Annotated in this window: 14 protein-coding genes; 3 read left to right on the forward strand and 11 right to left on the reverse strand. The window is 68.9% G+C overall.

Going from position 1 to position 16516, the window contains the following annotated elements; all coding sequences use genetic code 11:
- Window positions 1-38: 38 nt before the first annotated feature.
- The 10 genes from ASE44_RS14210 to ASE44_RS14255 form a co-directional block, all read right to left on the reverse strand.
- Entirely contained in the window at window positions 39-1031 is a 993-nt protein-coding gene (locus tag ASE44_RS14210; protein ID WP_056781362.1) for a phosphotransferase enzyme family protein, read from the reverse strand.
- 29 nt (window positions 1032-1060) lie between these two features.
- The gene (locus ASE44_RS14215) at window positions 1061-1948 is read right to left on the reverse strand and encodes an arginase family protein (RefSeq protein ID WP_082456173.1); all 888 of its coding nucleotides are present in this window, start codon (window positions 1946-1948) and stop codon (window positions 1061-1063) included.
- A gap of 79 nt (window positions 1949-2027) precedes the next feature.
- The gene (locus tag ASE44_RS14220) at window positions 2028-2681 is read right to left on the reverse strand and encodes a ScbR family autoregulator-binding transcription factor (RefSeq protein ID WP_056781365.1); all 654 of its coding nucleotides are present in this window, start codon (window positions 2679-2681) and stop codon (window positions 2028-2030) included.
- A 413-nt stretch (window positions 2682-3094) separates the two neighbouring features.
- Entirely contained in the window at window positions 3095-3571 is a 477-nt protein-coding gene (locus tag ASE44_RS14225) for a hypothetical protein (protein WP_056781368.1), read from the reverse strand.
- A gap of 74 nt (window positions 3572-3645) precedes the next feature.
- Window positions 3646-5799, reverse strand: a complete 2154-nt coding sequence (locus tag ASE44_RS14230; RefSeq protein WP_056781370.1) for a hypothetical protein — start codon at window positions 5797-5799, stop codon at window positions 3646-3648.
- A gap of 52 nt (window positions 5800-5851) precedes the next feature.
- Window positions 5852-7231 (reverse strand): glycoside hydrolase family 32 protein, encoded by a 1380-nt coding sequence (locus tag ASE44_RS14235; protein ID WP_056781373.1) that lies wholly within the window; start codon window positions 7229-7231, stop codon window positions 5852-5854.
- A 96-nt stretch (window positions 7232-7327) separates the two neighbouring features.
- The gene (locus ASE44_RS14240; RefSeq protein ID WP_056781376.1) at window positions 7328-8941 is read right to left on the reverse strand and encodes an ABC transporter substrate-binding protein; all 1614 of its coding nucleotides are present in this window, start codon (window positions 8939-8941) and stop codon (window positions 7328-7330) included.
- A gap of 115 nt (window positions 8942-9056) precedes the next feature.
- On the reverse strand, window positions 9057-10034 hold the full coding sequence (locus tag ASE44_RS14245; protein WP_082456103.1) for a carbohydrate ABC transporter permease: 978 nt from the start codon (window positions 10032-10034) through the stop codon (window positions 9057-9059).
- Between the two features lie 7 nt (window positions 10035-10041).
- Window positions 10042-11010, reverse strand: coding sequence for a sugar ABC transporter permease (locus ASE44_RS14250; protein WP_056013212.1), 969 nt, complete (start codon window positions 11008-11010; stop codon window positions 10042-10044).
- The gene (locus tag ASE44_RS14255; RefSeq protein WP_056781378.1) at window positions 11007-12044 is read right to left on the reverse strand and encodes a LacI family DNA-binding transcriptional regulator; all 1038 of its coding nucleotides are present in this window, start codon (window positions 12042-12044) and stop codon (window positions 11007-11009) included. The genes ASE44_RS14250 and ASE44_RS14255 overlap by 4 nt, the downstream gene beginning before the upstream one ends.
- A 251-nt stretch (window positions 12045-12295) precedes the next feature.
- On the opposite strand from ASE44_RS14255, the gene ASE44_RS14260 reads away from it, so the two are divergent.
- From ASE44_RS14260 to ASE44_RS14270, 3 genes are all read left to right on the forward strand, one after another.
- Window positions 12296-13132: an alpha/beta fold hydrolase gene (locus ASE44_RS14260; protein ID WP_056013206.1), complete on the forward strand. Its 837-nt coding sequence runs from the start codon at window positions 12296-12298 to the stop codon at window positions 13130-13132.
- 136 nt (window positions 13133-13268) lie between these two features.
- Window positions 13269-13745 (forward strand): transporter substrate-binding domain-containing protein, encoded by a 477-nt coding sequence (locus tag ASE44_RS14265; RefSeq protein ID WP_056781969.1) that lies wholly within the window; start codon window positions 13269-13271, stop codon window positions 13743-13745.
- Complete coding sequence (locus ASE44_RS14270) at window positions 13742-14740, forward strand: cation diffusion facilitator family transporter (protein WP_056781381.1); 999 nt, start codon at window positions 13742-13744, stop codon at window positions 14738-14740. The genes ASE44_RS14265 and ASE44_RS14270 overlap by 4 nt, the downstream gene beginning before the upstream one ends.
- 15 nt (window positions 14741-14755) lie before the next feature.
- On the opposite strand, the gene ASE44_RS14275 is transcribed toward ASE44_RS14270, so the two are convergent.
- The gene (locus ASE44_RS14275) at window positions 14756-16390 is read right to left on the reverse strand and encodes a cell wall metabolism sensor histidine kinase WalK (RefSeq protein WP_082456104.1); all 1635 of its coding nucleotides are present in this window, start codon (window positions 16388-16390) and stop codon (window positions 14756-14758) included.
- Between the last annotated feature and the right edge of the window lie 126 nt (window positions 16391-16516).

A 16516-nucleotide genomic window follows, 5' to 3' on the forward strand; every position in this document is an offset into this window, starting at 1 on the left:
CAGCAGCGTTCGCGGTACGTGTCAGTCGACGCTCCGCGTCAGGCGGTCATCTCGGGGAGGAGCGCGCGCGCCGCCGGGCCCCATCCGGTCGGATCTTCTTTCGGAGGGACGAGGAGGAAGGAGAACCAGAGCACGAGGAGGTTCCACCAGCCGGCCTCCGCCGTCGTCAGCGGGCGCTCGGATTCGTACCCCTCGCGGAGCCAGGTGTGGACATCGGGCGGGACCGGTCCCCAGTCTCGGAAACGGGTTCCGAGCATCACTGCCGATTGGGCCAACTCCATGATGGGGTAGTCGAATCGGGCTTCCTCGAAGTCCAAGACCGCCCTGAGGTCGTGTCCGTCGCACAGGATGTTCGAGGACCGGAAGTCCCCGTGGACGAGTTGCGGCGACAACTCCTCGGACGGCGCGCCGGCGAGGAACCCGAACATCTGCTCGCGCGCTGCGGGCGTCAGCGCACCCGAACGACCGGACTCCAGCCAGTCGGTGATCCGTGTCGCCAGCGGCTGGGGCTGGTCGGCGAACGCACCCACGTCCTCGATGCGCGGATAGTCGGCCAAAGCGAGATGCAGCTTCGCGAGGGCAGCCCCGGCCGCTCGGACCTGCTGTGGTTCCGCGATGTCCAGGAGGAGCCCGGTGATCTGGCGTTGGAGGCTCATCGACGTCCGCTCGCCGGTCTCCACCTGCACCCGCCCGTCGAGTGCGGGCACCGGTTCCGACACGGGCAGTCCCCGTTCACCGAGCCAGGCCGTGAGCTGGGTCAGTGCCGTCAGCCGAGGGAACTTCGTCGGGAGGACGGACCACTTCGCGAGGAACGGTCCGGACGACGCGCTGATCCAGGCCAGGGCGTTGTGGCCGCTCATCACGATCCGCGTGACCGATTCGACCTCGACGCCCCAGTGGTCACCGACGGTCGCGGCGACCCACCGGCCTGCCGCAGCGGCATCGTCGAGGCCGAACCGTGTGCTGATGACCTCCGCGGTATCGTCGTTCTCCCACAACATCTCCAGCAGCGGTGCGGCGACCTCGGTCATGCTTTCCCCCTTCGCAGCATGCGCCGAGCCTAGCTGCGCGACCCGGCTGCAGAGAGTCCGCGCGCGAGGATGTCCACGAGGAGTCGTGCGTACGAGCCGTCCGGGTCCAGGTCGGGGTCGAACACGGTGATCGAGATGCCAGCTGCACGAGGGGCGAGAACGCTGATGAGCTCGGTGAGCTGTGCGGCGTCGATGCCGCCGGGATCTGGGCTGTCCACCGCGGGCATCACGGATGGATCGAGGACGTCGACGTCGATCTGCACCCAGTAGGAGGTGCCCGCCACTTCGAGGGCGGCCGAGGTCGCCGCGGCCAGGCCGCCCGAGGCGAGCTCCGACGCGGAGACGACGTAGCCGAGCAGGGCACGTGCCTCCGCGGCGTGTTCGTCGTCGTCGCGATGCCCGAGGTGGGATGTCCGAACCGGCTCGAAGTAGGGGGCGAGCCCGTCGATGTCGGCGATCGCCGGCCAGTGCAGCCCGACGGCGGCTGCGAGGTCTTCTCCCGCCACACTCGCGCATTCGGCGCTGTTGCCCGGGTGTCGGAAGTCGGTGTGACCGTCGACGTGGATGAGGCCGATGCGCCCGCGTCGCGCCGATGCGACTCCTGCGGCGAGCAGGACGCTGCAGTCTCCTCCGATGACGAGCGGCGTGCTGCCCGACGACCATGCGTCCTCGATCCGACCGGCGAGTCGTCGGGTGTGGTCGATGAGCGGATCCTGGTTGCGAACCCGTCCTGGGGCGCGGGTGTCATCGTCATCGACGTACCGGCCAGGCAGGATCACCCCGCCGTCTCGGGCGCCGAGCGACGCGAGCCGGCTGAACAGCCCCGCCTCGCGCAACGCCTCAGGGGCCTTCGCCGCGCCGGGCACGCTTCCGCGCTGCGGTGGTCGGAGGCCCAGGTTGGTCGGTGCGGACAGCATGGTGATCACTCGTCCATCCTGCCGTCGACCGCAGACACGGGCGGTGCGCCGCTGATCCGCTCGTGTGGAGCGCAGGCGACTACTGCTCGAACGCGTGCTCGCGGATCCGGTTCGCTGCGGCTCGGCCGGATTCGGGAACGATGGCGTCGATCGTGAACCGCCACATCCGGTCGACCGACGCGGCGACGTCTCCTCGGCCGAGGGTCGCCTGGGCGGTCAGCTGCACACCGGTGAAGAAGCCGATGAGGGTCCGCGCGAGATCCGGCGCCTGCATGGAGCTCTGCAGCACGCCCTCGTCGAGTGCGGATGCGAGTTCGACGGCGGTCCCGGCGATCCAGTCCTCGTAGAAGTCGCCCGCCGGTGCGCTGAGCGAGCCTTCGTCGAGGGCGAGTCGGATGCCGGCGCGGACGACCGGGTCGTGCTCGAGCTGGTCGACGATGGCCCGCGAAGCGCGGATGAGTCGCTCGAGGACCCCGTCGTACTGGGCGCTGACCTGAGCCATCACCGGAAAGGACCGGGCGTGTTGCTCATGGATGACCGCCAGGGCGATCTGTTCCTTCGACTTGAAGTGGAAGTACATCGACCCCTGCGAGACACCCGAGGCCTCCGCGATCATCGAGAGACTCGCGTTCCCGAACCCGATGCGGTCGAACACCTTCGCGGCTCCCTCGACGACAGCCTGCTGCGTCGCCTGACCGCGCTCCTGTGTCGGAATGCGACGTGTAGCCGGCATCCGGATCTCCTCGACTCTGCGCATGTGGTCGGACCGTCACGAAGCGATGGCCGTGTTGAGGTTCTGAAGGTACCAGTCCCGGTCTCCGCGTTCCATGGGTCGGGGATCGGGTGAGCCTGTGGAAGACGGTGCCACTAACTGGTGCGGCCCGCTTAGTTATGGCAGGGTGGCTCCTGCGGGGAGACATCCGACCGGCAGCGAACCGGGGGTTCGCGCGCCGGGCCGGGTCGCACTCGCGAGGGAAGGCGTCCGGCGAGGCCGGTCGGACTGCTCGCACGATGCCACCGGGGGCACTGGCATCGACGATCATCGCGATCGTGCGGGTCACGCGCCAGTCGGGGGACTGGGCCGGCGTGGCCCGCTCCTCCCGCTTCATTGGTCCCATGCTGGCCCTGGCCCGCCGCCGGCACTCCTCATGGCGACCGGAGGATCGGGCGCTCGCCGGATCGGGCCATGAGGAGCAGCGTCAACGCCGCACCGGCGAGGAGCCCGTCGGCGACACCGGCGGGCAACATGAAGATCATCAGGACGAGCGTGACGGCACTGTTGAGGACCGAGAGCTCGAACCCCCAGGCCCGATTCCGGAGGACGCCGACCGCACCGATCGTGCGGAGGATCCCGAAGATCCCGCTCATCAGCATCATCAACGCCAGGTTCTCGTTCAGATAGGGGAGCGCGAACACCTCGATCCCACCGGGAACGGTCGCCGGGCTCACCCCGAGGACGAGCATCACCGGCAGCGCGCAGGCGACGAGCACCTCCATGAGGATGCCGTGGACGAGAAGCAGGACTCCGGCGGCTCGGAGCCGGCGCCGACGCACGAGCCCATCGCTGTCGGGTCGGGTGTCGCCGATCAGGGGTGGATGGTCCGCAGCGAGGTCTCGGGGCATCCTGCAACGGTAGGCACCAGGTCGACGCCGGACCATCGACCGATCGGAGGATTCCGGGATGACGCCGGACGACCTCAGACGGTGAGGCTCTCCCGCTCGGCGCGGGTCAGCTTGACCCGGGCGAGGCGGATGCGCTGGCCGTCCTGCGCCGGACGCGGGATCACGACCGTGAGCCATCCGTCGTGCTGCGCCCCGAACAGACACCCGTCCGTCCGCTCGAACACGAGCGGTGCGGGGATGGCGCGCAACGAGCCGATCTGCTGCCGCAGGACCGCTAGTCGGTGGATCTCCAGCCGGCGCGCGACCGTGGTCGCCCGGACCGACCGCAGGGCGCCTGCGAACACCGGTGACGGCATCCTCGGGCCCGACACCAGCATGAACGCCCGACCGAGATCCTGGGGCCGCACATCCCTGGAGCCGCCGACCAGCCGATGGTCGTAGGTGACGCGCGTCGAGCCTTCACCGGTCCATTCGACCAGGCCCGTCGGCGCTTGCAACGCCACCCACCCGGCTTGCCGGTAGATCGCGAACTCCCGCCGGATCCGCACCCGGATGGACACCACCGAGACGGCGATGAGGAGGAGACCGACGGCGACCCAACCGGCGACCGCCGGCCGAGAGATCCATTCCCCGAGCGCGCCGATGCCTGGTTCGGGCGCCGAGGTGAACGCCTCGATCGCTCCGAAGAGCTGCGGAACGAGGAACGGGATGCCGAGGGCCAGTCCGAGGACCGAAGACTCGCCGTCGGCCTTCAACCGGCGTCGGAACCCTCGGAGCGTGCTGATCTCCTGCTCGATGTTCCACCGCAGCCCATCGAGTCGGTGGACGTCGACGCTCGCCTCCCAGTCCGGGCCGCCGGCCCATTGTGGCGCGGGACCGCCGTCCCACCCGGGCGCGGGTACGGGCACCGTCGCTGGCCCGGGTACCGGCCCTGGGCCTCCCGCCTTCGCAGGAGTGCTCACGACGCCCAGGGGAGGCGGGAGCTCGGTTGAGCTGAGCGTCTTCGGCAGACCCCGGGCGATCCGCAGCTTCTGGGCACGCCGTTCGACGAGGTAGTACCACCACGCGACCGGGACGAACAGCATCTCGAGGACGAGGAAGCCCCACTGCACGGGTTCCAGCCCGTGGTCGTCCGGGTTGGTGGGCACCAGTCCGTTCGCCTGGGCGATCCCGACGCCGATGAGGACGAGGATGAACACGTTGAGGACGGTCAGCAGGATGGCGATGAACAACAGTCCGCCGGCCGAGTTGACCGGCCGGACGAGGCTGCCGACGTCGCCCTTGTAGACGCCGTACTCCTCGAGGGTGAGCCCCTGCCGGGCAGCGTCCTGTGCGGCGAGGTCCGCGTAGAGTCCGGCCTGTCGCGGTGCCGTCGGTATCCCGGGAGCGCGCGGCGCTCGGGGACGCGGCGGAGCGCTGAGGAACCGCACGACACCGACGACGAGTGCGACGAGGGCGACGATGATCCCGGCGACCATCGTGAACGAGACCGTCCGGATGGCCTCCGTCGGTGCGTCGACCGCGCGCAGTCCGACGATGACGAGCACGGCGACGACGATGACGGCCGGGATGGCGAGGAGCGGGAGGACCCACATGCGATGGCGGCGTGTGCGGACGGCACCCGGACCCGGCTGCGGCCAGCCCCCTGCCGCGCCCGGCTCGCCCGCTGCGCCGGGCATCCTCCGTCCCTGGCGAGCCTCCTGCCCCGATCGGTACGCCCGTTCAGCGGCCCGCGCGGTGGCGAAGCGCCACCACGCGGCGGGCGTCGCGACGATCGCGAGGAGGAGCCACGCCTTCGAGCCGCCGGGGGCGGTCAGGATCGAGGCGACGTCCTGGAACGCGACGACCAGGATGATCGCCGACAGGATCGAGAGCACGATGGCGACCGCGAGCAGGACACCGCTGATCCGCCGCGGCTCCGGCTGCTCACCGGTGAGCCGGACGTACTCCTCGACCTCGGCCGCCTGCTGGGCCGCCTCCGCGGGCGTCAACCGACCGGCGTTCGGACCGAGGGCCCGCACGACCTGGATGAGGAAGACGACGACCGCGACGAGGGAGCCGCCGATGGCGAGCGCCCACGGCACCCGCCACAGGGGTTCGGGAGCGCCGAGCTGGTCGAGCACGCCCGCGATGAAGATGCCGACGAAGAACACGACCGGAGCGCCGACGAGGGGGAGGAACCAGCCGATCCGCCGCCGGGCTCGGGGTGGATTCGCGTGTTCCGTCATGATGCCAGTCTGCCGCGTCAGAGCCCTGGTGCCAGACGCTCGGTCGGAACCCTCAGCCTTCGTCGATCTCGCCGTGGTGGAGCCGTGTGAACGGTGCCGCGGGGAAGACCTGCTCCGTGAACGTCACGCGGCCGTCGCCGACGAAGACCTCGACGAGGTGGGCGTCGACGATGATCGTCAGCTGGACGGTGTCGTCGGTGTCGGTCGGGAGTGCGGCCCAGTCGACCGAGGGGTACGCCGGGTGGAACGTCGTGTTCCCGGCGTCGGTGCGGTCGCAGCTGATCCTGCGCTCCGAGCCGTCGACGGTGATGACGAAGCGTTCGTCGGTGCTCGTCTCAGGCGTGAGCGTCAGCGTCGTGTGCACGCCGTCGGCGCAGGGCACGTCGACCTCGAAGCGGGTGACGTCGTCCCCCGGCAGGATGGGCTTCTGCGCGACGTGCACCCGCCCGTCCGTCGCTCGCACGAGCTCGATCTCGCGAGCGAGCGACATCGCGGACCGCCACGGTCCCGTCGGGGTCTCGTTCGCGTAGTCCCAGTTGCTCGCCCAGCCGATCATGAGGCGACGTCCGTCTGGAACATCGCTGAACGACACGGCCGCGTAGTAGTCGCGGCCGAAGTCGAGCCAGTCGTACTCGGCCGGATCGGACGAGGCGGTGAGCCGCTCGGCGGTGAAGACGTGTCCGTCGAAGTCGCCGACGAAGTACTGCGTGCCGGACCCGCCGGCGATCGCCCCCGGGTTGAGGCTTACGACGAGGACCCACCGGACCTCGTCCGTCCCGCGGATGCGGAGCGGGAACAGGTCGGGGCACTCCCAGACGCCGCCCGTGGCGTGCGCCGGCCCGAAGTGGGACACGAGGGTCCAGTCGATGAGGTTCGGCGAGGTGTAGAACCCGATCCGGTGTTCCAGCGGATCGGCGACGACCATCACCCAGTGGCCGTCGTCATCGCCGAACCAGAACACCTTCGGATCCCGGAACTCGGTCGACCCGATGTCGAGGACGGGGTTGCCGGCATACCGGGTCCAGACCTCGCCCCCGTCCGTGCTGTACGCGAGCGCCTGCGCCTGCGACCCGGGAGCGTCGCCCTCCGGGTGGCGGGCCGCCGTGTAGACGGCGACGAGCGCCGGGCGGCCGTCGATCGCGAATCCCGCCGTGTCGCGGTGGTCGATGACGACGCTCCCGGAGAAGGCCATCTCGCCGTCCTCGGCGGGGATGGCGACGGGACGGTGCTCCCAGGTGACGAGGTCGGAGGACACCGCGTGCCCCCAGGAGATGTTGCCCCAGGTGGAACCGGTCGGGTTGTTCTGGAAGAAGAGGTGGTACACGCCGTCGTGGAACACCAGCCCGTTCGGGTCGTTCAGCCAGGTGGATGCGGCGGTGAAGTGGGCTGTCGGGCGAAGGGACCGCTCGGTGGCGGTCGAGGGCGTGGTCATGGTGCTCCTGACGGATGTCGGTCGGTGTGCGGGCGGTGGATCGATGTGGTGGAGGAGGGGGAGTCGGGGGCGGCGCGGACGCCGCCCCCGACGGGGCTACTCGCCGCCGTCCTGGAAGCGGTCGTAGGCCTGCTGGTAGGTGGCGATGACGTCCTCGATGCCCATCGAATCGAGCTGCGACGTGTAGCCGTCCCACTCGTCGTCGATGGTGCCGTTGACGATCCAGCTCGCGAACTTCTCCTTGACGAGGGTGTTGATGTCGGTCACGGCGAAGGACGTCGCGTCGAGCTCGTCGTTCGAGAGCATGACCGGCGGGTAGGCCTCGTTGGCCTTGAACGGGGCGTAGAACTCGTTGACGAGGTCCTGACGCTCCTTCGCCCGCGGCTCCGGGGCGACCACGGTCTCGAAGTCCTCGGTCGTCGTGATCTTCGGGCCGCCTGGTGCGACCTTCTGACGCCGCTCGCCTTCGGCTTCACCGGCCGGCGCGGGGATCTGCACGAGGACGCCGTCGGCGTTCTCCTCGAGGGTGACCCCGACCGGGCCCCAGTTCACCTGCGCGCTCATCACCGGGTCGAAGAGTCGGTCGGCCCACCGCATGGTGGCCGCCGGGTACTGGTTCGCGCGGGTGATCGCCATCGCGCCACGGTTGATCTCCTGGTTGTTCGCGACGCTCGCGAGACGCTCACCGTCGACACCCTTGAGGACGCCCAGCATGGCGTAGTCGCCCATCCGGTCCTCGCCGACCATCTCCTTGAGTTCCCACCAGAAGAAGGAGCCGAGGACCGCGGTGTCGGCCTTGCCCTTGGAGAGGTAGGCGAGGTCGTCCTGCGAGAACGACTCGGGATCGATCAGGCCGTCGGCGTACCAGTCGGACAGCGCCTCGACGCCGGCCCGGTAGCCGTCGGTGTTGGCCGTGAACTCGACCTCACCGTCACGCACGATGCGGTGGTCGTTGTTCTCGGGCTGGCCGCCGAGGGCCGCGATGAGGTCGTTCGGGTTGGCGCAGAAGGAGTCCGTCCGGAACGAGAGCGGGATCTCGTCGGCCTTGCCGTTGCCGTTCGGGTCCTGCGTCCTGAACGCCTCGAGGGCGGCGTGGTACTCGTCGATCGTGGTCGGCATGGGCAGCCCCAGCGCGTCGAGCCAGGCGGTGTTGATGTAGAGGAAGTTCGGGTACTGCAGGATGCCGAGCTCCTCGACGGACGGCAGCGTGTAGATGTGGCCGTCGGACGCCGTGATCGCCGCGCGGATGTCGGGGCGGTCCTCGAGGATGCCGGACAGGGTCGGCGCGTACTCCTCGATGAGGTCCTCGAGGGGCAGCAGGGTGCCGTTCTCGCCGTTCTGCACGATCTCGGCGTCGGTCAGTCCCGAGTTGTAGAGGACGTCCGGCAGCTCGTCACTGGCGAGCATGAGGTTCTTCTTCTCGGCGTACACCTGCTCGGGCAGGTTCTTCCAGTCGATGGCGATGTTGGTGTCGGTCTGCCACTGCTGGACGAGCTGCATGTCGCCGTAGTCCGGGGCGAGCGCGGACTTCGTCCCGCCGAACGACAGGGTGAGGGTGTCGTCGACGATCGGGAGGCCGGTCTGGTTGAAGCCGAAGTCGTCGGACTTGTCCGCGACCTCGGTGGAACCTCCGCCGCCGGTGCAGCCGGCGAGGAGGAGGGCGCCACCCGCCGCGAGGGCGGTGATGGCGGTGAAACGACGGTGTCTCATGATGGTCTTCCTTCGGTGTGGTGATGGTGCTGGGACGGTGGTGCTGCTGGCACGGGGATGCCGGTGGGAGGGCGATGCCGCGGTGATCGGGCGGCGGATGTGGAGGCGCACCGGATCAGCTCTTCACCGCGCCGAGGAGGGCGCCCTTGGTGAAGTGCTTCTGCATGAAGGGGAGGATGATCAGCAACGGGATGCTGGAGATCACGATCATCCCGTACTTGATCAGCTCGCCGATGCGCTGGGCGGCCGCGTACGAGTCGAGCCCACCGGTGCCTCCGGCGGAGGTGACCTCGGACTGGATCAGCACGTTGCGGAGCACGAGCTGGAGCGGGTACTTGCTCTCGTCGTCGAGGTAGATGAGGGCGTCGAAGAAGGCGTTCCAGTTCGCGACGAGGTGGATCATGATCATCAGGAAGATGAGCGGCTTCGACAGCGGCAACACGATCTGCAGGAAGAACCGGAAGTCGTTCGCCCCGTCGAGCTGTGCGGCCTCGCGGAGCTCGGCCGGCACGTTGTTCTCGAAGAACGCCCTGGCGATGATGAGGTTCCAGACGCCGACCGCCCCCGGGAGCACGACGGCCCAGACGGTGTCGAGCATGCCGAGGTCGCGGACCACGAGATACCGGGCGATGAGCCCACCGTCGATGAACATCGTGATGATGAAGAACAGCATGAAGACGGTGCGGCCGTAGAGGTCCTTGCGCGACAGGGCGTAGGCGCCGCAGAGGATGCAGATCACGCTGATGGCCGTGCCGAGGACCGTGTAGAGGATGGAGTTCGCGAAGCCGCGCCAGATCGTCGCGTCCGCGAAGATCCGGGCGTACCCCTCGACGGTGAACCCCTGCGGCCACAGCCACACGTTGCCGTTGAGGATCTCCGCCGGTTCGCTGAACGACGCGATGACGATGAAGTACAGCGGGTAGATGATGGCGCAGATCGCGAGGACGAGGGTGCCGATCGCGACGACGTTGAAGAGCGGATCGGCGAGGCGGCCTCGGCGGTCCGGCCGGGCGGGTGGTGGCCCGGGGCGGACGGGCGTCCGGACGGTGCGGCGTTCGGTCTGCTGGGGCGGGGTGGAGATCGTGTGCGTCATCGCGTCATCACCAAAGGCTCGATTGGCCTGCTCGCCTGGCGATCCAGTTGAACGTCAGGAGCAGGACCAGGTTGATCAGGGAGTTGAAGAGGCCGATCGCGGCCGAGTAGCTGAACTGCGCCTGTTGCAGTCCGGCCTTGTAGACGTAGGTCTGGATGACCTCGGAGGTCGGCAGGTTGAGGTCGGTCTGCATGAGCAGGACCTTCTCGAACCCGAGGTTGAAGAGGTTGCCGATGGCGAGGATGAACAGGATCGTGATCACCGGGAGGATCCCGGGGATGTCGATGTGGCGGATCCGCTGCCACTTGTTGGCGCCGTCGACGCGCGCCGCCTCGTGGAGTGCCGGGTCGATCGCGGTCAGTGCCGCCAGGTACACGATCATCGAGAATCCGGCGTTCTGCCAGATGTCCGAGCCGATGTAGAGCGGGCGGAACCAGTCGGGCGAACCCATGAAGAAGATCGGTTCCCCGCCGAACGCCACGAGCGCGTTGTTGACGATGCCGGCCCGGGGCGAGAACAGCAGGTGGATCATGCCGACGACGACCACCACGGAGATGAACGAGGGGGAGTAGAGCACCGTCTGCGTGAACTTCTTGAAGCGTTCGCTCTGCAACTGGTTCACGATGAGCGCGAGGATGATCGGCACCGGGAAGGCGATGAGCAGGCCGAGCCCGTTGATCGTCAGCGTGTTGACCAGCAGGCGCTCGAACTGGAACGACTCGATGAAGCGCGCGAAGTGCTCGAGTCCGACCCACCGGCTTCCGGCGAAGCCGTCCGCCGGGTTGTAGTCGCGGAAGGCGATCTGCGCGCCGTACATCGGCCAGTACTTGAAGAGCAGCACGGAGATGGTCGCCGGCAGCAGTAATACGTATAACTGCCAGCTTCGCAGCGCTCGTTTCAGATGCTCGCGAGGCCCGCGACGGGACCTGACGGCGCGCTGCTTCGCGCTGACACGGGGTGGTGATGCGGTGGTCATGATGGCACCTTCGCCTTCGACACGGATCCGCGGGGGATCAGTGTGCATTCGATCGGGGTTCTGCTGGGCTGCTCGCCGCCACCGGCGAGCAGGATCTCGAGACCGGCGCGCGCCATCTGTTCGTACGGCAGCTCGACGGTCGTCAGTCCGGGGTCGAGATAGGGCGCGATCATCTCGTGGTTGTCGAAGCCGACGATCGCGCAATCGTCGGGGACGGAGAGGCCGAGTCGTTCGATGGCGCGGTAGGCGCCCCAGGCGGTGCGGTCATTGCCGCAGAAGATGGCCGTCGGGCGGTCCTCGGCGGTGAGCAGCGCGGTCGTGATCTCGAGGCCGTCCTCGACGATGCCCGAGCCGTGTCGGATCCACTCCGGCCGTTCGGCGATACCGGCCTCGGCAAGGGCTCGCCGGAACCCGGCCAGGCGGCCGATCCCGGCGGGCAGGTCGCTGTCGACATCCTGGATGTTGATCATGGCGATCCGGGTGTGGCCCGCTTCGATGAGGTGGCGCGTCGCCGCGTATCCGCCGAGTTCCTCGTCGGGGAAGACGCTCGGAACGGTGCCGGCCCGGTCCTGGGCGTTGACGATCACGGTCGGGATCCCGTCGAGGGAGGCGGGCAGCTCGACGAGGCGGTGGTACATCGAGGCGTAGACGACGCCCCGCACCCGGTAGGACCGCATCATGTCGATCGCCGCGGCCTCGAGGTCGGGCTCGTTGTAGGTGTCGACGCTGAGGATCACGTTCCCGGTCTCCCAGGCTGCGAGCTGGGCGCCCTTGAGGAGCTGGCCGGCGAAGGGTGCGCTGGCGACCTCGTCGGAGATGAAGCCGATCATGCCGGACTCGCCACTGCGCAGGGACTTCGCGAACGCGTTCGTCCGGTAGTCGAGGTCCTTCACGGCGTCGAGGACGCGGTTGCGGGTGGCCTCGGCGACCCGATTGCCCTCGACGTTGTTGAGGACGAGGGAGACCGTCGCCTGCGACACCCCGGCGCGCTCGGCGACCTGCCACATGGTGACCGTCTGCTTCCTGCGTGCCATGGTGTCCTCGTCATCGAGTCGGTTAATCGTATGACGCGATGCTATCCGCCCGGCGGAGGCTTGGCAAGCCCGCACCGATCCGACGGGGTCAGCAGCTCGTCTCGACAGCTGTCGAGACATCGGGGTCGGGCCGGGCGTGGCCGCATCCACGTGGATATCGTGAAGCGCCTGCTCATCCACCGGGGAGCGGGAACATCACTCATTCACTCGCCCCGAGCGGTTCGGGGCCGACTCGAACGCGGAGGTTGATCATGCCGTTTGTGACCACGGACGATGGCGCAGAAATCTACTACAAGGACTGGGGCTCCACCGACGCCCAGCCGATCGTGTTCCACCACGGCTGGCCCCTGTCGTCCGACGACTGGGACGCGCAGATGCTGTTCTTCCTGGCCGAGGGCTATCGGGTGATCGCGAGCGACCGCCGCGGGCACGGGCGTTCCTCGCAGATCGGCACCGGGCACGACATGGACCACTACGCCAGCGACGTCTCGGCCGTCGTCGAGCACCTCGACCTGCACGACGCGATCCACATCGGCCACTCGACCGGTGGCGGCCAGGTCGCCCGGTACGTCGCGAAGTACGGGCAGCCGCAGGGTCGGGTCGCGAAGGCGGTCCTCGTCTCCTCGGTGCCCCCGCTGATGGTCCAGACGGACGCGAACCCCGAGGGCACGCCGATCTCGGTCTTCGACGGGTTCCGCAGCGCTCTGGCTGCGAACCGCGCCGAGTTCTTCCAGGCCGTCGCCTCCGGTCCGTTCTACGGGTTCAACCGCCCGGGTGTGGAGCTGTCGGAGCCCGTCGTCGCCAACTGGTGGCGCCAGGGGATGACCGGCAGCGCCCTCGCGCACTACGAGGGCATCAAGGCGTTCTCGGAGACGGACCAGACCGAGGACCTCAAGGCCATCACGGTGCCGGTGCTCGTGACGCAGGGCGACGACGACCAGGTCGTCCCCTACAAGGATGCGGCGCTCAAGCAGCACGAACTCCTGAGCGACTCCACCCTGAAGATCTACGAGGGCTTCCCGCACGGCATGCTCACGACGCACGCCGACGTCATCAACCCGGACCTCCTCGCGTTCATCAAGGCGTAATCGAGGCGAGCGGTGCCAGGGGTGTCCCGCCCGAGCGGGGTGCCCCTGGTCGTCGTCGCGGGTCGGCCCTATACACCTCCTGCGCGCCGCGTGGAGGCCGGTGCGGGCGGCACCGAACCTCGCTATCGTCTGCCGCATGAGGAACGCCCGCCTGAAATCCATCGCCGTCGTGTCGGCGATCCTGCTCCTGACCGGATGCGGCCTGCAGGTGCCGAAGGACCCCGAGGGCACCCTCGACCGGGTGACCGACGGGGTCATGCGGGTCGGCGTGACCGAGAACCGGCCGTGGGTGGAACTGGACGGCTCGGGTGATCCCGCAGGCACCGAGCCGGCCCTCATCGCGCGGTTCGCCGACGGACTCGGCGCGGAGATCGAATGGACCGACGGCAGCGAGACCGCGCTGCTCGAGGCGCTCGATCGGGGCGAGCTCGACGTCGTGCTCGGCGGGTTCCGCGACGACACCCCATGGGTGGACCTCGGAGCCATCACCCGCCCGTACCGCGAGGTCGAGGGCGTCGACGGGGTGGAGCGGCACGTGATGATCGTCCGCCTGGGGGAGAACGGGTTCCAGGTGGCCCTGGAACGATTCCTCGACGAGGCGGGACGCTCGTGACCGCCCGGTTCGGTCACGCCGAGCTGCCGGAGGCGGAGGAACGTGCACTGCGCGCCGCGATCAGGATCGAGTGGGCGAGCCTCGCATTCCTGGCCGTCGCGATCACCATCGTCTTCCTGGTCATGGGCAGTTCGCAGGCGATGAAGGCCGCGTGGATCGAGGACCTGCTCTCCCTGGCTCCGCCGATCGCGTTCCTCGTCGCCGTGCGGATCATCCGCCGCCCGCCGACGGCGAAGTACCCGTACGGCTTCCACCGGGCCGTCGGCGTCGCCCATCTGGTCGCCGGTGTCGCGCTCTTCGCCATGGGAGCCTTTCTGACCGTGGACTCCGTGTCGGGCCTCATCACGGCGGAGCACCCGCCCATCGGCGCCGTCGTCCTGTTCGGCGAACCGGTCTGGCTCGGTTGGCTCATGATGGGCGCGATGGCGCTCACGATCCCGTTACCGATCGTCTTCGGTCGGATCAAGATGCGCCTGGCGCGCCAGCTCCACGACAAGGTGCTGTACGCCGACGCGGACATGAACAAGGCGGACTGGATGACCGCCGTCGGATCGATCGTCGGCGTCGCCGGGATCGGCCTCGGGTTCTGGTGGGCGGACTCCGCCGCAGCCCTGTTCATCGCGGCCAGCATCCTCTGGGACGGGGTGAAGAACCTGCGCGCGGCGATCACGGACCTCATGGACACGAGGGCGACCACCTTCGACGACGCCAAGCCCCACCCGGTCACCGGCCAGGTCGACGAGTACCTCCGGAGCCTGCCGTGGGCCGAGCAGGTCGGTTCGAGAGTCCGCGACCAGGGACACGTGTTGCACATCGAGTCGTTCGTCGTCCCGCGGAAGGGGCGGACGCCGACGCTCCGTCAGCTCACCGAGGCGCGTGAGGGGTGCATCGCCCTCGATTGGAAGGCCCAGGACCTCGTCATCGTCCTGACCGACGCCCTGCCGGAAGCCGTCGGCGGCTCCGACCGGAGCCGGGAGTCGGAGCGCCGGAGCTGAGTGGTCCCCGGCCGGTCAAACGGCCGCAGGACCGGCGGCGGGGATCGTCAACGTCGCCTCGGTGCCGACGCCGGGCGTGCTGGCGAGGACGAGTGATCCGCCGTGCGCTTTGGCGATCGACCGCGCGGCGTGCAGGCCGAGCCCGACCCCCTGGACGGCGCGCTCGTTCGCATACGGCGTGCGGTAGAACTTGTCGAAGGCCTGACGGAGTTCGTCCGCGGTCATCCCCACGCCGTCATCGGTGACGCGGAGCTGCACGGCCTGCTCCGCCTGGGTGAGCGTCACCTGGATCCGGCCGTCGGGTGAGAACTTCGCGGCGTTGACGACGAGCTCGGCGACCGCACGGCGGACCTGGACGGCATCCACGGCGGCGATGATCGGTCCTGCCGTGGACAGCGTGATGGTCGCGTCCGGAGCCGTGGTCTCCGCAGCGGCGACGGCTTCCGCGGCGACGACCGCGAGGTCGACGTCGCTCCGCTGCAGCACCACGGTGCTGTCCGAGGCCGTCAGCAACTCTTGGACCCGCCGCTCCAGCGCCTCGGCGTTCCTCCGGATGACGGCGAGCGCGGGCAGCAACTGCGGAGCGTCGACCTCGGCGTCGTCGGTGACGAGTTCGAGGTACCCGTGGATGGACGTCAACGGTGTGCGCAGCTCGTGCGAGACGGTGGTGAGGAACTCCTCGCGGACGCTGACGGCGTTCGCGAGCTCGGTGACGTCGTGCGCGACCACGACCGTCCCGAGGAGTTCACCGTCGGGACGGACGACGCGGCTCGAGGTCGCGAGGATCGCGTGCTGCTCACCGACCGGACCCAACCACTCCATATGTCCGGCGATCTCCTCGCCGCGAAGGGCTCGCGGGATGATCTGCTCCTCGAGAGGGATCGTCGTCTTCCGGTCGGCTGCGAGGACGTGCGTGCCGGCGTACGGAGGCGTGTCGAGCCGGAAGCCGACGGCGGCGACCATGTCGGCCGCTCGCTGGTTCGACAGTCTGAGCTGGCCGTCGGGGGTGTAGAAGGCGACGCCCGCCTCGACGGTGTTGAGGATGGCGTCCGCCAACGTCTCGGCATCGAGCGCGCGGGCGAGCGACTCCTCCACCTCGGCGGCATGTTGACGCACGGCGCGTTGCGTGCGCCGGAGTTGCCGGGCGCCGATGTTCACCGCGATGGCGATCCCGATGGTGAGGAACGGCAGGAGGAGCAGGCTCAGCCAGTCGAGCGGGGTGGTCGGGACGCGGGCTTCGACGATGAAGGGGAACGCGGCGATGAGCAGTGCACCGGCGACGGCGACCACCATCATCCGCTGGGTGAAGCCGTAGGCCAGCCAGAGGATCGGGAAGACGCAGAGGAAGCTGACCGCCGGCACGACGTGGACCAGCTCGGTGCGGAGGAACGCCACGGCGACGAGGTCGAGCAGGGCGATCCACGCCATCGTGTTGCTCGACCACCGCTCCCAGGGCACGAGCACCGACAGCAGCGTGCTGAGCGCCGCCACCGACAGGCCGCCGAGGAACAGTGGAGCGGTGACGTGCTGCGGCAGTGCGAGGGCGATCGCGACGCCGACGACAGCGGTCGCGACGGCGAACGGCAGCTGAGCGCGGAGAAAGACCCGGAGCCGGCCCGGCCGGGACGCCTCGTGTTCCAGGAGTGGCACGGCGCCTGCTTTCCGGAGTCGATGGTGTGCATCGAAATCTACAGGGCGATGCGCAGCATCACGGCGCTGGGGCGCGATCCCGTCCGAGGGTTCTGGACCGCGGACACCTGGGGAGCGCGTTCAGCG

Source organism: Plantibacter sp. Leaf1, assembly GCF_001421315.1.
Lineage (GTDB): Bacteria > Actinomycetota > Actinomycetes > Actinomycetales > Microbacteriaceae > Plantibacter.